Origin of the sequence: Micromonospora sp. NPDC007208 (assembly GCF_042869175.1) — a bacterium.
Taxonomy (GTDB): Bacteria; Actinomycetota; Actinomycetes; order Mycobacteriales; family Micromonosporaceae; genus Micromonospora; species Micromonospora foliorum.
On the sequence record NZ_JBIAFG010000008.1, the window covers coordinates 170,586 to 186,246 of the forward strand.

At 72.8% G+C, this 15,661-nt stretch carries 16 protein-coding genes; 9 read left to right on the plus strand and 7 right to left on the minus strand.

Annotation, left to right across the window (positions count from 1 at the left end; all coding sequences use genetic code 11):
• The first annotated feature begins 86 nt into the window (after positions 1-86).
• A complete protein-coding gene (locus ACFYL6_RS18440) occupies positions 87-656 on the plus strand; it encodes an O-methyltransferase (protein WP_088991232.1) in 570 nt (189 codons plus the stop codon).
• Positions 657-710: 54 nt separating this feature from the next.
• On the opposite strand, the gene ACFYL6_RS18445 is transcribed toward ACFYL6_RS18440, so the two are convergent.
• Together ACFYL6_RS18445 and ACFYL6_RS18450 are read right to left on the minus strand one after the other, a co-directional pair.
• Positions 711-2,186 (minus strand): leucyl aminopeptidase family protein, encoded by a 1,476-nt coding sequence (locus tag ACFYL6_RS18445; RefSeq protein ID WP_387172499.1) that lies wholly within the window; start codon positions 2,184-2,186, stop codon positions 711-713.
• Between the two features lie 146 nt (positions 2,187-2,332).
• Positions 2,333-2,500, minus strand: a complete 168-nt coding sequence (locus ACFYL6_RS18450; RefSeq protein ID WP_007455245.1) for a DUF3117 domain-containing protein — start codon at positions 2,498-2,500, stop codon at positions 2,333-2,335.
• A 190-nt stretch (positions 2,501-2,690) separates the two neighbouring features.
• Between ACFYL6_RS18450 and ACFYL6_RS18455 the strand changes: the two genes are divergently transcribed.
• From ACFYL6_RS18455 to ACFYL6_RS18470, 4 genes are read left to right on the plus strand one after another with little or no spacing between them, the layout of a single operon-like run.
• The gene (locus ACFYL6_RS18455; protein WP_387172501.1) at positions 2,691-3,509 is read left to right on the plus strand and encodes a PaaX family transcriptional regulator C-terminal domain-containing protein; all 819 of its coding nucleotides are present in this window, start codon (positions 2,691-2,693) and stop codon (positions 3,507-3,509) included.
• A 4-nt stretch (positions 3,510-3,513) separates the two neighbouring features.
• Positions 3,514-4,305: an enoyl-CoA hydratase-related protein gene (locus tag ACFYL6_RS18460; RefSeq protein WP_238660093.1), complete on the plus strand. Its 792-nt coding sequence runs from the start codon at positions 3,514-3,516 to the stop codon at positions 4,303-4,305.
• Positions 4,306-4,364: 59 nt separating this feature from the next.
• Positions 4,365-5,663 carry a DUF1800 family protein gene (locus ACFYL6_RS18465; protein ID WP_387172503.1) on the plus strand — a complete coding sequence of 433 codons (1,299 nt, stop codon included), beginning with the start codon at positions 4,365-4,367 and terminating at the stop codon, positions 5,661-5,663.
• Between the two features lie 14 nt (positions 5,664-5,677).
• A complete protein-coding gene (locus ACFYL6_RS18470) occupies positions 5,678-6,919 on the plus strand; it encodes a DUF1501 domain-containing protein (protein ID WP_387172505.1) in 1,242 nt (413 codons plus the stop codon).
• Here the strand turns inward: ACFYL6_RS18470 and ACFYL6_RS18475 are convergent.
• The 4 genes from ACFYL6_RS18475 to ACFYL6_RS18490 all read right to left on the minus strand — a co-directional run bounded on the left by ACFYL6_RS18475 (position 6,916) and on the right by ACFYL6_RS18490 (position 9,396).
• Entirely contained in the window at positions 6,916-7,539 is a 624-nt protein-coding gene (locus ACFYL6_RS18475; RefSeq protein WP_238661359.1) for a hypothetical protein, read from the minus strand. The two genes, ACFYL6_RS18470 and ACFYL6_RS18475, sit on opposite strands and share 4 nt — an antisense overlap.
• Positions 7,540-7,552: 13 nt before the next feature.
• Positions 7,553-8,134, minus strand: a complete 582-nt coding sequence (locus ACFYL6_RS18480; RefSeq protein ID WP_387172507.1) for a DNA-3-methyladenine glycosylase I — start codon at positions 8,132-8,134, stop codon at positions 7,553-7,555.
• A 138-nt stretch (positions 8,135-8,272) separates the two neighbouring features.
• Entirely contained in the window at positions 8,273-8,770 is a 498-nt protein-coding gene (locus ACFYL6_RS18485; RefSeq protein ID WP_387172509.1) for an SRPBCC family protein, read from the minus strand.
• Complete coding sequence (locus ACFYL6_RS18490; protein WP_387172511.1) at positions 8,767-9,396, minus strand: DivIVA domain-containing protein; 630 nt, start codon at positions 9,394-9,396, stop codon at positions 8,767-8,769. Before ACFYL6_RS18490 ends, ACFYL6_RS18485 begins: the two co-directional genes overlap by 4 nt.
• A gap of 156 nt (positions 9,397-9,552) precedes the next feature.
• Here ACFYL6_RS18490 and folP point away from each other — a divergent pair, with 156 nt between their 5' ends.
• Positions 9,553-10,422 carry a dihydropteroate synthase gene (folP, locus tag ACFYL6_RS18495; protein WP_387172512.1) on the plus strand — a complete coding sequence of 290 codons (870 nt, stop codon included), beginning with the start codon at positions 9,553-9,555 and terminating at the stop codon, positions 10,420-10,422.
• 67 nt (positions 10,423-10,489) lie between these two features.
• Here the strand turns inward: folP and ACFYL6_RS18500 are convergent, their stop codons facing one another.
• Positions 10,490-10,867, minus strand: a complete 378-nt coding sequence (locus tag ACFYL6_RS18500) for an NADH-quinone oxidoreductase subunit A (RefSeq protein WP_238661365.1) — start codon at positions 10,865-10,867, stop codon at positions 10,490-10,492.
• A gap of 129 nt (positions 10,868-10,996) precedes the next feature.
• Between ACFYL6_RS18500 and ACFYL6_RS18505 the strand changes: the two genes are divergently transcribed.
• From ACFYL6_RS18505 to ACFYL6_RS18515, 3 genes are all read left to right on the plus strand, one after another.
• A complete protein-coding gene (locus tag ACFYL6_RS18505; protein ID WP_387172514.1) occupies positions 10,997-12,475 on the plus strand; it encodes a hypothetical protein in 1,479 nt (492 codons plus the stop codon).
• Between the two features lie 280 nt (positions 12,476-12,755).
• Positions 12,756-14,603, plus strand: coding sequence for a 2-oxoacid:acceptor oxidoreductase subunit alpha (locus ACFYL6_RS18510; protein ID WP_387172516.1), 1,848 nt, complete (start codon positions 12,756-12,758; stop codon positions 14,601-14,603).
• Entirely contained in the window at positions 14,596-15,630 is a 1,035-nt protein-coding gene (locus ACFYL6_RS18515; RefSeq protein ID WP_387172517.1) for a 2-oxoacid:ferredoxin oxidoreductase subunit beta, read from the plus strand. Before ACFYL6_RS18510 ends, ACFYL6_RS18515 begins: the two co-directional genes overlap by 8 nt.
• Positions 15,631-15,661 lie beyond the last annotated feature (31 nt).

The window sequence follows — 15,661 nt, forward strand, 5'->3', positions numbered from 1 at the left end:
GCCCCATCGCCACGGTCGCCGGTTCCGGCAGTTCGACGACGCAGGCTCAACACTTCGCCGAGTCGTACGTCACCGAGGATCTCGTTCTGCGTACCGCCCGCAGCCTGGCCCGGGAGGTGGGCCTCGACGCGGTCACCCCCGGCGCGGGAGCGGCGCTGCGGCTGCTGGCCGCCGCCGGCAATGCCCGTGCGGTGGTGGAGATCGGCACCGGCACCGGGGTCAGCGGCGTCTGGTTGCTGCGCGGCATGCGCGCCGACGGTGTGCTCACCACCATCGACGTGGAGGTGGAGCACCAGCGGATCGCCCGGCGGATCTTCGCCGAGGCGGGCTTCGCGGCCGGGCGCACCCGGATCATCACCGGTCGGGCGCTCGACGTGCTGCCCCGGCTCGCCGACGGCGCGTACGACCTGGTCTTCGTGGACGCGGAGGCGACCGGCTTCCATGCCTGTGTGGAGGCGGCGCTGCGGCTGTTGCGCCCGGGGGGCGTGCTGGCGCTCAACGGCGTGCTGGCCGGCGGACGGATCGGCGACCCGGCCGCCCGGGACGCGGAGACGGTGACGGTTCGCGAGACGATCAAGGCGGTCCGGGAGTCGGAGCACTGGATCCCCGCGCTGCTTCCGGTCGGGCACGGGTTGCTCGCCGCGGTGAAGTGCTGACCGGTGCCCAGGAGGGGTCGAAGCCTCGGTCGAGCCGAGGCTTCGGCTCCCGCACTAGTTGACGTCGGCGAGCCAGCGCAGCAACGACCGGACGCCCCAGCCGGTGGCGCCGCGGCTGACCTCGGCCTGGTCGCCGTCGGCCCAGGACGGGGCGGACATGTCCAGGTGCAGCCAGCGGTCCCGTAGGTCACCGGTGAACTCGCGCAGGTAGAGCGCGGCCAGCACCGAGCCGGCACCCTGCGCCGGCGCGCTGTAGAGGTCGGCGATCTCGCTGCCGAGGTACTCGACGTAGTCGGTGTGCAGCGGCATCCGCCACGCCGACTCGCCGGCCGCCTCGGCCGCCGCCAGCACGCCGGCCGCCAGCTCGTCGTTCTCGCTGTACAGCGCGGCGGTGCGCTTGCCCAGCGCCACCGAGTTCGCGCCGGTGAGCGTGGCCAGGTCGAGCAGCAGGTCCGGTTTGAGCTGCTGCACCGCGTACGCCAGCGCGTCGGCGAGGACCAGTCGACCCTCGGCGTCGGAGTTGGTCGTCTCGCTGGTCGTGCCGCCGTAGTGCCGGATGACGTCGCCGGGGCGGAACGCCGAGCCGCTGACCATGTTCTCGGCGAGCGGGGCCAGCGTGGTGATCCGGACCGGCAGCCGCAGCGCGGCGGCGCCCAGGGTGGCGGCGACGACCGCGGCCGCGCCGGCCATGTCCTTGCGCATCAGCTTCATCGACGCCACCGGCTTGATCGAGATGCCGCCGGTGTCGAAGGTGATGCCCTTGCCGATCAGCACCACGTGGGTGCGCGCGTCGGCGGGGTGCCAGTCCAGTTCGACGAGTCGGGGTCCGCTGGCGGAGCCTCCGCCCACGGCGAGGATCCCGCCGAAGCCCTCGGTGGTCAGCTCGGCCGGGCCACGGACCCGCAGCCGCAGGTCCGGAAGATCGGCTGCGGCGGAGGCCACCTGGTCGGCGAACCACTGGGGGGTCTTCACCGACGACGGGGTGTTGGTCAGGTCCCGGGCGAGATGGGTCATCGCGGCCGTGGTCCGGGCCGTGGCGACGACGTCCTCGTACCCGGTCGGGTCGGCGATCAGCAGATCGACGCTGGTGAGCGTCGGTCGGTCGCCGGCCTCGGTGAGTCGGAACCGGTACGGGGCGAGCAGCAGCCCCTCGGTCAGCCCGCGAACCGCGGCCGGGGTCAGCTCGGCCGGTAGCGCGATGGTGATATGCGTCTCAGCTGCGGCGGAGCGGGCCAGGGCCGCGCCGGCCGTCCGCCAGGCCGCCTCGTCGCCGTCACCGATGCCGAGCAGCAGCAGCCGACCGGGGGTACGCCCGGGGCGCAGCTGGGTGTGGATCTCGCCGACTCGGCCCGTCAGCCGGGCCGCTGACACCAGCGCGGTCGACTCGTCGGCAGTGCCGTCCGGTGCCGCAACGGCGGTCGACACGGGCTCGGCCGAGGTGTCACCTTCCGCCGTCGGATCGGCGGGGCGGACGGGCAGGACGAGGACGTCGAGCCGGTCGGGCTCGGCGATCAGGCGGATGGCGAGCACGCGGAACCGTACCTCCAGGAAAGTGTCGCGGACGGCGGCGAACCCACCTGCCCGCAGCGTTGAAGACCCTGAGCCACCGGCGATTCCGGTGGCTCAGGGTCCGACGAACGTTCCGGGCGGCGTGAGCCGCCCGGAGCACTCCTTACTCAGCCGGCCGCTGCCTTCAGTGCGTCACCGAGCGCGTTGGCCTCGTCGGGAGTCATCTCGACGACGAGCCGGCCACCGCCCTCCAGCGGGACCCGCATGACGATGCCCCGCCCCTCCTTGGTGACTTCCAGCGGACCGTCGCCCGTCCGCGGCTTCATCGCCGCCATGTTGTCTCCCCTCAGACCTACACCAGGGTCGGTGGGTTGCCCCACAGCCACTTCGTCACGACCACCCGCAACGGTCACGGGGGTGTCGACCAACGATTTTCCCTGATGAACACCGCCGGACCCAAACCGGAGCAGCATTGATGTAACAGCATCTAGCTTATCTTGAGAAGGCCTGTCACAATGTGCGGTCATGCAGGCACGGTCGGCACTCTTCGACCTGTACGGCGACCACCTCCGTCCGAGGGGTGGCCGGGCACCGGTTGCTGCCCTGGTCAAGCTACTGGCGCCGCTGGGAATCGCACCGCCGGCAGTTCGCACCGCCGTGTCCCGGATGGTGCGTCAGGGCTGGCTCGAACCACTCCGGTTGGTCTCCGGACCGGGGTATTCGATCACACCGAAAGCCGCCCGGCGACTCGACGAGGCAGCGGCCCGGATCTACCGGACCGGCCGGGTCACCTGGGACGGGCGGTTCGATCTGCTGGTGTTGGAGGCCCCGGGCTCCCGGCGGGACCGCCAGCGGCTCGCCGCCAACCTGAGCTTCCTCGGCTACGGGACGCTCGACGAGCAGACCTGGGTCGCCACCCGCCCCGCCGACGATGTCGACCTGCTCCTCGCCGAGACCGGCATCCGGTTCGAGCGGTTCACCGCCTCGCACTTCTCCGGCACCCCCGGCGCGATGGGTGTGGTCCGACGAGCGTGGAACCTGGCCGAGATCGGCCGCGCCTACGAGCGGTTCGTCGCGGACCAGCGCCCGCTGCTCGCCGCCGTCACCGTGCGCAGCAGCGACGAGGAGGCGTACGCGACGCGGTTCCGCCTCGTGCACGCGTGGCGTACGTTCCTCTTCCAGGACCCGCAGCTGCCCCCGGCGCTGCTACCCGAGCGGTGGCCTGGCACCGCCGCGGCCAGTTTCTTCGACCGGCACGCGGCTCGCCTGCGTCCGGCCGCCGACCGGTACGTCGAACAGTGCCTCGACGCCGGCAACCGCATCGTCCGACAGAAGGGTCGTTAGACACGTGACCGAGCCGCTGCTGGTCGACCGGACCGATGCCGTCGTCACCCTCACGCTGAACCGGCCGAACGCCATGAACTCGCTCAACGTGGCGCTCAAGGAGGCGCTGCGGGACGCCCTGGCGGAGCTGGAGACCGACCGGTCCTGCCGCGCGGTCGTCCTGGCCGGGGCCGGCGGGTCGTTCTGCGCCGGGCAGGACCTGCGCGAGCACGTGGCCACCCTGGAGCACTCCGCCAGTGACCCGTTGGGCACCGTGCGGGCGCACTACAACCCGATCGCCGCCCGGCTCGCCAACCTGCCCAAGCCGGTGATCGCCGCGGTCCGTGGGATGGCCGCCGGGGCGGGCGCCTCGCTGGCGTTCCTGGCCGACATCCGCATCGGCGGTCCGACCACCAATTTCCTGATGGCCTTCGCCAAGGTCGGTCTCGCCGCCGACACCGGCGCCTCCTGGACGTTGCCCCGACTGGTCGGGCACGCCAAGGCGGTGGAGCTGCTGATGCTGGCCGAGCCGGTCCGCGCCGAGGAGGCCTGCCGGCTGGGCCTGCTCAACCGGTTGACGGACGACGACGAGCAGGTGTTGCCCGTCGCCCAGGAGTTGGCCGCCCGCCTCGCCGCCGGCCCGACCGTCGCGTACGGGGCGATCAAGCGGCAGCTCTCCATCGCCGACGCCGGCACCCTCGCCGACGCCCTCGCCGCCGAGGCGCAGGCCCAGTCGATCTGCGGCGCCACCGCCGACCACCGGGCGGCCACCCTCGCCTTCGTCGGCAAGCAGAAACCGGTCTTCGAGGGACGCTGAACGCGATCCGGACGCCGCCCTTACCGTCCTCGAACACGGGCCGCCTAGCGTCGGCCGGTATGAGCGATCGTGAAGCGGTGGCGCACCTGCTGCGCCGGGCCACCTTCGGGCCGACCGCCGACGAGGTGGACGCGGCCGAGCGGGCCGGGCCGGCGGCGACCCTGGACCGCCTGCTCACCCCACCCTCGACGGACAAAGGTGCGGCGGCCACGCCGATCCCCACCCTGGCCCCCGACCCGTACGCCGGGCTGACCAAGGATTCCACCCGCGAGCAGCGGCAGCAGGCCAACGCGGAGCGCCGCAAGCAACTCCAGCAGGTCACCGAGTGGTGGCTGGACCGGATGGTGGCCGCCGAGGGCGGGCTGACCGAGAAGTTGCTCTTCTTCTGGCACGGCCACTGGGCCACCAGCGCGCAGAAGGTCAAGTCGGCGCGGCTGATGGTGGGCCAGTTGGAGACGCTGCGCCGGCACGGTCGTGGGCCGCTGGGCCCGCTGGTCGCCGCGATGGTGCGCGACCCCGCCCTGATCGTCTGGCTGGACGGGCAGAAGAACACCCGCAAGGCGCCGAACGAGAATCTGGCCCGCGAGCTGATGGAGCTGTTCACCCTCGGCATCGGCGCCTACAGCGAGGCCGACGTGAAGGCCGGCGCGCGGGCACTGACCGGCTGGGTGGTCGACAGGCGTACCGGTGCGGCCCGCTTCGAAGCCAAGCGGCACGACCCGGGCGAGAAGAGCATCCTCGGGCAGAGCGGCCGGTTCGACGCCGAGGCGTACGCCGGTCTGCTGGCCGCCCAACCGGCGGCGGCGACCTTCGTGGCCGGGCGGCTCTGGTTCCGCTACGCCGGCACCGAGACCCCGGCACCGGACGGCCTGGCCGGCGCGGACACCATCGCGACCCTGCGCGCGCTCTTCTCCGCACCGGCCTTCGCGCAGACCCGGGGCACGCTGGTGAAGCAGCCGGTGGAGTGGCTGGTCGGTGCGCTACGGCAACTCGGCATCCGGCCGTCGACGCTGCCCGAGCAGCAGCGCAAACAACTGCTGGCCGGTCTGAACGCGCTGGACCAGGTGCCGCTGCGCCCACCGAGCGTGGGCGGTTGGCCGGCCGGAGCCGCCTGGCTGACCACCTCGTCGTTGCAGGCCCGATTGCGGACGGCCGGGGTGCTCGCCGCCGCCACGGCGCCGGCGGTGCTGGCCCGGCTGACCGCCGCGCCCACCGCCGGCCGACCGGACGCGCTGGCCCGACTGCTGGTGGTCGACGGCTGGGGCGCACGCACCCGGGCGGCTCTCACCCCGCTGGCCGGTGAGCCCCGCAAGCTGCTGGCCGCCGGCCTGGTCAGCCCCGAATACACAGTCAGCTGAGCGGAGGAGTCGACATGGACACGGTGACCCGACGTAGGTTCCTGCTGACCAGCGGGGTGGTCGGCGCGGGTGCGCTGGCCGCCGGGGCCGGGGCGTACAGCCTGCGGGACCTGTTGGACACCAGCGGGGACCGCGACCCGCAGTCCCGCACGCTGGTGCTGGTGACCCTCTACGGCGGCAACGACGGGCTCAACACGGTCATCCCGTACGGCGACCCGGCCTACCGGGCGGCCCGCCCGGAGCTGGCGTACCCGGACGGGGAGGTGCGGCGGTTGGACGACACCTTCGGCCTCAACCCGGCGCTGGCCGGCCTGCACCAGCGCTGGTCCACCGGTGGGCTGGCGATCGTGCGCGGGGTCGGCTACCCGAAGCCGGACCGCAGCCACTTCCGGTCGATGGACATCTGGCACACCGCGCAACCGGACCGGCCGGGCAACACCGGCTGGCTCGGGCGGTGGCTGGACCGGGCCGGTGGCGACCCCCGGCTGGCGGTCTCCTTCGAGCCGGCGCTCCCGCCGCTGCTGGCCGGGGCACAGAGCGCCGGTGCGGCGGTGCCGGTGGCCGACCGGAAGGCCGCCAAGGGGCTACCCGCGGAGACGCTTACCGCGTTCGCCGCCGCGGAGGCGGGCGAGTCGGCGGCCCGGGGTCGCGCTGCCGCCTGCTTCGCCGACCTCCGGTCGGTGGACGAGATGATCCGCCAGGTACGCGACTCCGCCGACCCGGACACGGCGGACCCGGACGGCGAGCAGGCACCCGCGACGGCCACCGGCGGGGCGCGCACCCCACTGGACGCGCAGCTCGACCTGGTCGCGCAGTGCGTCGAGGCGGGAGTGTCAACCCGGGCCTTCTCGGTGTCGCTGGGCGGCTTCGACACGCACGCCGACGAGAAGCAGTTGCAGGCCGTCCTGCTGAGTCAGCTGGACCGGGCGCTCACCGGGTTCGCCGACCGGATGAGTCGCACCGAGGCGGGCCGGAAGGTGGTGGTGGCGGTCTACTCCGAGTTCGGCCGTCGGGTCCGGGCCAACGCCTCGGACGGCACCGACCACGGCACCGCCTCGGACGTGTTGCTGCTCGGCGCTGGCGTCCGGGGCGGCTGGCACGGCGAACCGCCGAGCCTCACCGACCTCGACGACGGCGACCTGAAATACACCACCGACTTCCGGGACGTCTACGCCACGCTGCTGGAGCGGGTGCTGGACACCGACCCGGGCCCGGTCCTCGCCGACTGGCGGGGACGGGTCGACAAACTGTTCTAGTCGTCCTCTTCCGGGTCCTGGTTGGCCTGCTCGCCCAGCACGAACGCCTGCATGGCCAGCTCGTCACCGGCCGGCGAGACGAAGGCGGGCAGCTCACGCGGCCCCAACTCCTGCACGTAGGACCAGAACAGCCGGACCGCCTCGGCGGGCGTGCCGGCCTCGATCGGCAGGTCCAGGCTGACCAGCCAGGTGCGCCGGGCCGGGGGCGGGCCGAGCTGGTCGGCCAGCGCCCGGAAGGCGGCCGGCTCCAGTGCGGTGACCGGCCCGTCGAGCGTCAGCAGGTCGGCCGGGACCGGCTCGTCGAAGGCCCGCCGGGTGTACGCGACGACGAGCGTCCCCGGCTCGACCGGGGACTGCGGGTCGTCCGGGTCCTCGCGGTGGCGTTGGCCCGGCGCGCCGACCCGACCGAGGGCCACCAGCCGTGGCGGCCCGTCGACCAGCACCGCCACCTGGTCGCCCGGCCCCGGCCGGGTGACGTCGGTCAGCCCGGTCAGCTCCAGCGTGTCGTGGTGCACGAGCCGCTCGGCCTCGTACCGCTCGGCCGGCAGCAGCACCGCCCAGGCGCCCACCCCGTCGGCGTTGCCGGCCGCACCGGCCCGGTGCGCGGTCTCGGTCGTCATGTCTGCCATCTCATCACGCCGCCGGTGGGAGGGTGACGTGACAGCCGACGATGTGATCGTCGACCATTCCGGTGGCCTGCATCAGCGCGTACGCGGTGGTCGGGCCGACGAACCGGAAGCCGCGCTTCTTGAGCGCCTTGGCCATCGCCGTCGACTCCGGGGTGATCGGCGGGAGCTCGGCGAACGAGGCGGGGCGAGCTGGCCGCGGCTCCGGTGCGAAGGACCAGAGCAGCGCGGACAAGCCCTCCGGCAGCTCCAGGGCGGAGCGGGCGTTGGCGACCGCCGCCTCGATCTTGGCCCGGTTGCGGACGATGCCGGCGTCGGCGAGCAGGCGCGTCACGTCGGCGTCGTCGTAGCGGGCGACGGTCGGGATGTGGAAGTCGTCGAAGGCCAGCCGGAACGCCGGACGCTTGCGCAGGATGGTCAGCCAGGACAACCCGGACTGGAACGCCTCAAGCGTCATCCGCTCGTAGAGCGCGTCGTCGCCGCGCAGCGGCCGCCCCCACTCGGTGTCGTGGTAGATGGCGTAGTCGGGGGTGCTCGACCCCCAGGCGCAGCGAGCCAGCCCATCGGCGCCGATCACCAGGTCAGTCACCTCGTACACGCTAGGGCATCCGTCCGACACCCCCATTGCCACCGGCCGCCCGGCTGCCTCGGGCCGCGGTGACCTGGCGGCACCGGGCCGGGCACCTCTTCCGCGCGCCGGGTTGGCAGCCGGCACCGGGGCGCACGGTCAGGGCAGCCGGCCCTGCTCGACCAGACGGGCAAACCTCTTCAGTGCCTGGGTGAGGCCGAGCTTGGAGCCGGGCCAGAGCACCGGCCAGGCCAGTCGACCGCCCCGCCCGCCCGGCAGGTGGAACCACTCGTGCCAGACGACCTGGGTGCGGTCCCGGCCCAGTTGGGTGCAGCGCAGCACCCCCGGGCCGCGTAGCAACTGGCCGTGGTGCACGACGCCGATCTCGTACGGCTCGTCGACCCGGACCACCAGCATCTCGTCGCGCAGCGTCGCCCGGCCGAGTGCGGTCACCGCCTCGATCCGGCTGCCCTCGCGCCCGTCGCCCTCGACCACCCGGACGCGGGTGAACGGGATCCAGTCGGACTGACGTTCCCAGGCGAGCAACGCGGCGAAGACCCGCTCCGCCGGGGCGTCGACGATCACCGTGGCGGTCACCTCACCGGCACCGGGTCGGGCCGCCTCCCGAAGATCGTCGGCGCCCTCCGGCTCGGTCACGCCGACTCCGACCGAACCACCGCGTCGCGCTGCTCGGTGCCGGCGGCGGGCGCGCCGGCGGTCTGCTCACCATCTGTCGACTCGTCGTCGGCGGGCGCGGCGGCAGGTGCCACACCATCGGAATCCGCCGAGGACGAGGTGGCGGCGGGCAACGGGCCGGGGGTCGTCGAGCCGACCGGGGCCGAGCCCGCCTCGCCGGCCAGCGGCACGTCCTTACCCGGCTCGGCTGCCTCGCCCGGCTCTGCCGCGTCCGCGGTCGTCACCTTGCTGGCGGACTGCTCGCGGGCCTGGCGTAGCACGTCCGCGTCGTCGGTGCGCCCCTCACGCAAGGCGATGACCTCCGACTCCAGTACGCCGATCAGCTCGGACTTGTAACCGATGTCGTAGGCGGCACGGCGCATCGCCTTATCGACCTGGTCCATCCGGTACCCGCGCAACGCGGTGTCGAAACGGACCGCCCCCACGTCGGACTCGCGCAACGGGCGGGTGCCCGGCAACGCCACGGCCTGCGAATCCGGCTCGGCCGGCGCCAGGCCGGGATCACGGCCGCTGACCAGCACCGTCACGCCGAAGATCACCGCCGCGACGGTCAACGCCACGACCAGGAGGAGCAGAAGCTGACCCATGCACTGATCGTGGCATGGCAGCCGGCCCGGAGCGACCCCGCCACCCGCCCCGATCACGATCGGCGCCGACGCCCGCCCGGAATCGCGGACGGGCGACCGACTAGCGTCGGGTCCGGCCGACGCGGCGGCGACGGCGCGAACTTCCAGGAGGCGGGCATGGCCGGGGCGCTTCGGCTGGGTGGGCACACGTTCGCCCCCGGCGAGCTGGTGGTGATGGCGATCATCAACCGCACACCGGACTCGTTCTTCGACCGGGGGGCGACCTACGCCGCCGACAGCGCCCTGCGCGCGGTGGAGCGGGCGGTGGACGAGGGCGCGGCCATCATCGACATCGGCGGGGTCAAGGCCGGCCCCGGTGCGGACGTGGGTGTCGCCGAGGAGATCCGCCGCACGGTGGACACCATCGCGGCCGTCCGGGCCGCGTTCCCGGAGGTGGTGATCTCCATCGACACCTGGCGTGCCGAGGTGGCGACGGAGGCCGTGGCGGCCGGTGCCGACCTCCTCAACGACACCTGGTCGGGCGCCGACCCGACGTTGGTCCGGGTGGCCGCGCAGACCGGCGCCGGCCTGGTGTGTTCGCACGCCGGCGGCCTGACACCGCGGACCAGGCCGCACCGGGCCGCCTTCACCGACGTGGTCGCCGACGTGGTCGCGACGGTGACCGGGCTCGCCGAGCGCGCGGTGGCGGCAGGGGTACGCCCCGACGGCATCCTGATCGACCCGGCGCACGACTTCGGCAAGAACACCCGGCACTCGCTGGAGGTCACCCGCCGACTGGACGAGCTGACCGGGACCGGCTGGCCGGTGTTGGTGGCGCTCTCCAACAAGGACTTCATCGGTGAGACGTTGGGCCTGCCGGTGGCCGAACGGCTGGAGGGGACGCTCGCCGCGACGGCGGTCTCGGCCTGGTTGGGCGCCCGGGTCTTCCGGGCCCACCAGGTCGGCCCGACCCGCCGGGTGCTGGACATGGTGGCCTCGATCCGGGGCGACCGCCCGCCCACGGCGACCCGCCGGGGGCTGGCCTGACCGGTTGTCGCCGTAACCGGCCGCGAACGGCCGGACGGACCGACACGATCGCCGGACGCCCCGGCGCTCAGGTCCAGCGGAGGATGTTCCTACGCCAGGCATAGAGGATGCCGAGCGCGAGCACCGCCACGAACACCGCCATCTCCACCACCGTCACCAGACCGAAGCCCGGCCGGTCGAAGACCACCGCCCAGGGGAAGAGGAACACCGCCTCGACCGCGAACAGGACGTACAGGTAGGCGTACACGTAGTAGCGGATCTGCATCTGCGCCCAGTCGGTACCGACCGGGTCGAGCCCGCACTCGTAGCTGGCCCGCTTGCCCGCCGGGTCGGCCGGACGCGCCGGGCGTAACACCCGGTTGGCCGAGAACGCCGTAACAAAGAAGACAACGCTGGCGAGCAGCAGGAGCCCGAGCGTCGCGTACGAGCCCAGGTAACCGGTCACAGTCGGCAGCCTACCGTCCGCCCGGACGGGCCGTCCCAAACACGTTACGCATTTGTTTCCAGATGGGACTAGTGCTCCGGGGCAACTGTTACCGAATATTGGACACCCACCCATGTCACCGGAGGACAGATGGCCCGCGTGAAGGCATCGCCCGGTAACCGGGCGGAGGGGCGGCGTTCCACGCCCCTGCTGGCCACCGCGCTCGCGCTCGGTCTGCTCACGGCGCTCGCCGTGGGGCCGGCCTGGGCCAGCGCCGCCGTACCGGACGCGGATCCGGTCGGAACCTCGGCCGAGCCGGTCAACGAGCCGGGAGGGGAAGAGCCCCCGACCACACCCGCCGACGAGCCCACCCCGAGCGAGGGGCCGGGCGGTGAACCGGAACCGACCGACCCGGCACCGGAGACCACCGCGCCACCACCGGAGACGACGCCACCCGCGTCGGTGACCACCGCCCCGGAGGTCCCGCCGGCGCCGACCACCGTCGCGCCCGCGCCGGGCGGCACCACCGGAGCGCCGACCCCGGGTCCCCCGGGGCCACCGACGGCACCCCCGGCCCCACCGACACCCCCGGTGCCGCCGGTCCGCCCGCCCGCGCCGGGTTCGGCGGCGCCGCCGCAGAGCCCGCTGGGCGTGCAGGTCACCACCGGCGACGTCACCCTCACCGAGGCGTACTGGAACACGGCGAGCACGGCCGCCACCCTGCAGGTCACGGTGCACAACACCGGCACCACCGAGGAACGGATCCGACTCTCGTACACATTGCCCGCCGGGCTGACCGACGCCGGCACGAAGGGCTGCGCCGCCGCCGGTGGTGGGGCGTACCGCTGTGGGGCCTGGTCCGCCGGGGCGGGTGTCCGGTTCAGCACCGTGCTGCGCCTGCGGGTCGCCGGCACGGCGTGGAAGCAGATGCCGCTCAGCGGCTCCGTCCAGGTCATCGCGGACGCGCCGGGGGTGCCCGGGGAGGCGAGCGACGACCAGGGCTTCGCGGTGCTCTTCCCACCCGGCCCGCCGGTGCCCGGGATCACGCTCGCCGCCGACGAGGTGGCCTTCGACATCAGCGGCAGCCCGAGCACCGTCACGGTCCGGCTGGGCAACACCGGCGCGGTGGACGCCGCCGGCCGGGTCGAGGTCGTCCTGCCGGCCGGGGTTACCGTGCCGACCCCACCGCTCGGCTGTGTGGCGGTCGACCCGACGCGTACCCGCTGCGACGCCGGCGTGGTGCCGGCGGGCAAAGCCGCCGAGGTGCAACTGCCGGTGGAGGCGACGCCGCAGGCCCAGCGGGAGGCGCCGCTCTCCGGTGCCGTGATCGGTCAACTCGACCCACGCAGCGGCCCGACCCGTCGGGTGCAGATGAGTTTCCGGATCACCGCGGCGGCCGCCCTGGCCACGCCGGTGGTCTCCCCACCCGCGCCGACCGGCTCGCAGGGCGTACTCCCTGCCGGTGCCGCGAACGACGACGGCGGGATGACCTCGGTGCAGCGCACGGCGGTCATCCTGATCACGGTCTCCACGCTGCTGGTGGTGCTGGCTCTCACGCTGGCCATGACCTCGCTGCGCCGCCGGTTCGGCGGCCCGCCGCCGGAGCCCACGCCCACCCCCGCCGACTGATCGACGGACGACCCCGGCGGCGTGCCGCCGGGGTCGTCGGCGCTGCCCGGTGGTGATCTGAATTACGGCGGGCGGGGCGTAACACCGCAAAGGTGGGCATTTCGCAACCCGTTCGGGTCCCAGTCGGCGGACCTCCGGGGATGGTTAGGGCTCCCTTAGACGTAGGCTCTCAGGTGAGGAACGACAGCGGCCGGACCAGCCTGGGGCGGTGCGGTGAAGCGTTGCGTCAAGGAGGTTCCGTGGCCGGGCAAGCCCCGCAGTCGCGAACGAAGGTGGCACAGTGACCAAGCAGATCCGTCAACTCGACCGGGTGGTCATCCGGTTCGCCGGTGACTCCGGCGACGGCATGCAGCTGACCGGCGACCGGTTCACCTCGGAGACGGCGCAGCTCGGCAACGACATCTCCACGCTGCCAAACTTCCCCGCCGAGATCCGGGCTCCCGCCGGCACCCTGCCCGGCGTGTCGAGCTTCCAGGTGCACTTCGCCGACTACGACATCCTCACACCGGGTGACGCGCCCAACGTGCTGGTGGCGATGAACCCGGCGGCCCTCAAGGCCAACCTGGCCGATCTGCCGCGCGGCGCGGACATCATCGTCAACACCGACGAGTTCACCAAGCGCAACCTGGCCAAGGTCGGCTACCAGAGCAGCCCGCTGGACGACGACTCGCTGGCCGGCTACGTCGTGCACCCGGTGGCGCTGACCTCGATGACGGTCGGCGCGCTCGCCGCCCACCAGGTGTCCAAGAAGGACGCCGAGCGCTCGAAGAACATGTTCGCGCTCGGCCTGCTCTCCTGGATGTACTCCCGGCCCTACGAGTCGACGCTGCGCTTCCTGGAGCGCAAGTTCGCGGCCCGCCCGGAGCTGGTCGCCGCGAACGTCGCCGCGTTCAAGGCCGGCTGGAACTTCGGCGAGACCACCGAGGACTTCGCGGTCCGCTACGAGGTCAAGCCGGCCAAGATGAAGCCGGGCACGTACCGCAACATCACCGGCAACGCGGCCCTCTCGCTGGGGCTGGTCGCCGCCGGGGTCCGCTCCGGGCTGCCGGTCTTCCTGGGCGCGTACCCGATCACGCCCGCGTCGGACATCCTGCACGAGCTGAGCAAGCACAAGCGCTTCGGCGTCATCACCGTGCAGGCCGAGGACGAGATCGCCGCCGTCGGCGCCGCCCTGGGCGCCTCCTACGGCGGGTCGCTCGGTGTGACCACCACCAGCGGCCCCGGTGTGGCGCTCAAGAGCGAGACGATCTCGCTCGCGGTGGCGCTGGAGCTGCCGCTGGTGATCGTGGACGTGCAGCGCGCCGGCCCGTCGACAGGCATGCCGACCAAGACCGAGCAGGCCGACCTCAACATGGCGCTCTACGGTCGGCACGGCGAGGCACCGGTCGCGGTGATCGCGCCCCGGTCACCGTCGGACTGCTTCTTCGCGGCGCTGGAAGCGGCACGGATCGCGCTGACCTACCGCACCCCGGTGATCCTGCTGTCCGACAACTACGTGGCCAACGGTTCCGAGCCGTGGCTGCTGCCGGACGTGGAGTCGCTGCCCGACCTGCGGGTCGAGTTCGCCACCAAGCCCAACGGCGAGGACGGCACCACCTTCCTGCCCTACCTGCGTGATCCGGAGACCCTGGCCCGGCCGTGGGCGATCCCCGGCACGGCGGGCCTGGAGCACCGGATCGGCGGTCTGGAGAAGGCCGACAAGACCGGGGACATCTCCTACGACCCGGCCAACCACGACTTCATGGTGCGCACCCGGGCCGCCCGGATCGAGACCATCCCGGTGCCGGACATCGAGGTGGAGGACCCGGACGGCGACGCTCGGGTGCTGGTCCTCGGCTGGGGCTCGACGTACGGGCCGATCGGCGCGGCGTGCCGCGGCGTACGCCAGCGCGGCCTCTCCATCGCCCAGGCGCACCTGCGGCACCTGGCTCCGATGCCGGCCAACCTCGGTGAGGTGCTGCGCTCGTACGACAAGGTGGTCATCCCGGAGATGAACCTGGGCCAGCTCGCCCACGTCATCCGGGCCCGCTACCTGGTCGACGCGATCAGCTACAACCAGGTCCGCGGTCTTCCGTTCACGGCCGCCGAGCTGGAGACGACGCTGGAAGAGGTGCTGAAGAATGTCTGAGCCCGTCGCCGTCAAGCTCACCGCGAAGGACTTCAAGTCCGACCAGGAGGTGCGCTGGTGCCCCGGCTGCGGTGACTACGCGATCCTGGCGGCCATCCAGCAGTTCATGCCGGAGCTGAACATCCCCCGGGAACGCACCGTCTTCGTCTCCGGGATCGGCTGCTCGTCCCGCTTCCCGTACTACATGAACACGTACGGGATGCACTCGATCCACGGTCGGGCCCCGGCGATCGCGACCGGCCTGTCGGTGTCCCGGCCGGACCTGTCGGTCTGGGTGGTCACCGGCGACGGCGACGCGCTCTCCATCGGTGGCAACCACCTCATCCACGCGCTGCGGCGCAACGTCAACCTCAAGATCCTGCTGTTCAACAACCGGATCTACGGTCTGACCAAGGGCCAGTACTCGCCGACCTCCGAGGTCGGCAAGGTCACCAAGTCGACCCCGGCCGGCTCGGCGGACGCCCCGTTCAACCCGCTGTCGCTCGCCCTCGGCGCGGAGGCCAGCTTCGTCGGCCGGACCATCGACTCCGACCGCAAGCACCTCCAGTCGGTGCTGCGGGCCGCCGCGGAGCACGAGGGTTCGGCGTTCGTGGAGATCTACCAGAACTGCAACATCTTCAACGATGGGGCGTTCGAGCAGCTCAAGGACCCGTCCACGCGGGACGACTACCTGATCCGCCTGGAGCACGGGCAGCCGATCACCTTCGGCGCCGACGGGCGGTTCTGCGTGGTGCACCCGCCGGGCGGCTTCGGCCTGGAGGTCCGGGACACCAGCTCGGTCCGCCCGGAGGAGATCGTCGTACACGACGCGACGGTGACCGACCCCGCGTACGCCTTCGCGCTGTCCCGGCTGCCCGGCCTGGACCTGCGCAACACCCCGATCGGGGTGTTCCGCTCGGTGGACCGCCCGTCCTACGACAGCGTGGTGCAGGCTCAGCTCGCGGCCGCCAAGGCGAAGGTCACCGAGACCCCCGAGCAGCAGCTCGCCGGCCTGCTGGGCAGCGGCGACACCTGGACCATCCTCTGACCCGTCCGCACTGACGAGAGCGGCCGTCCCC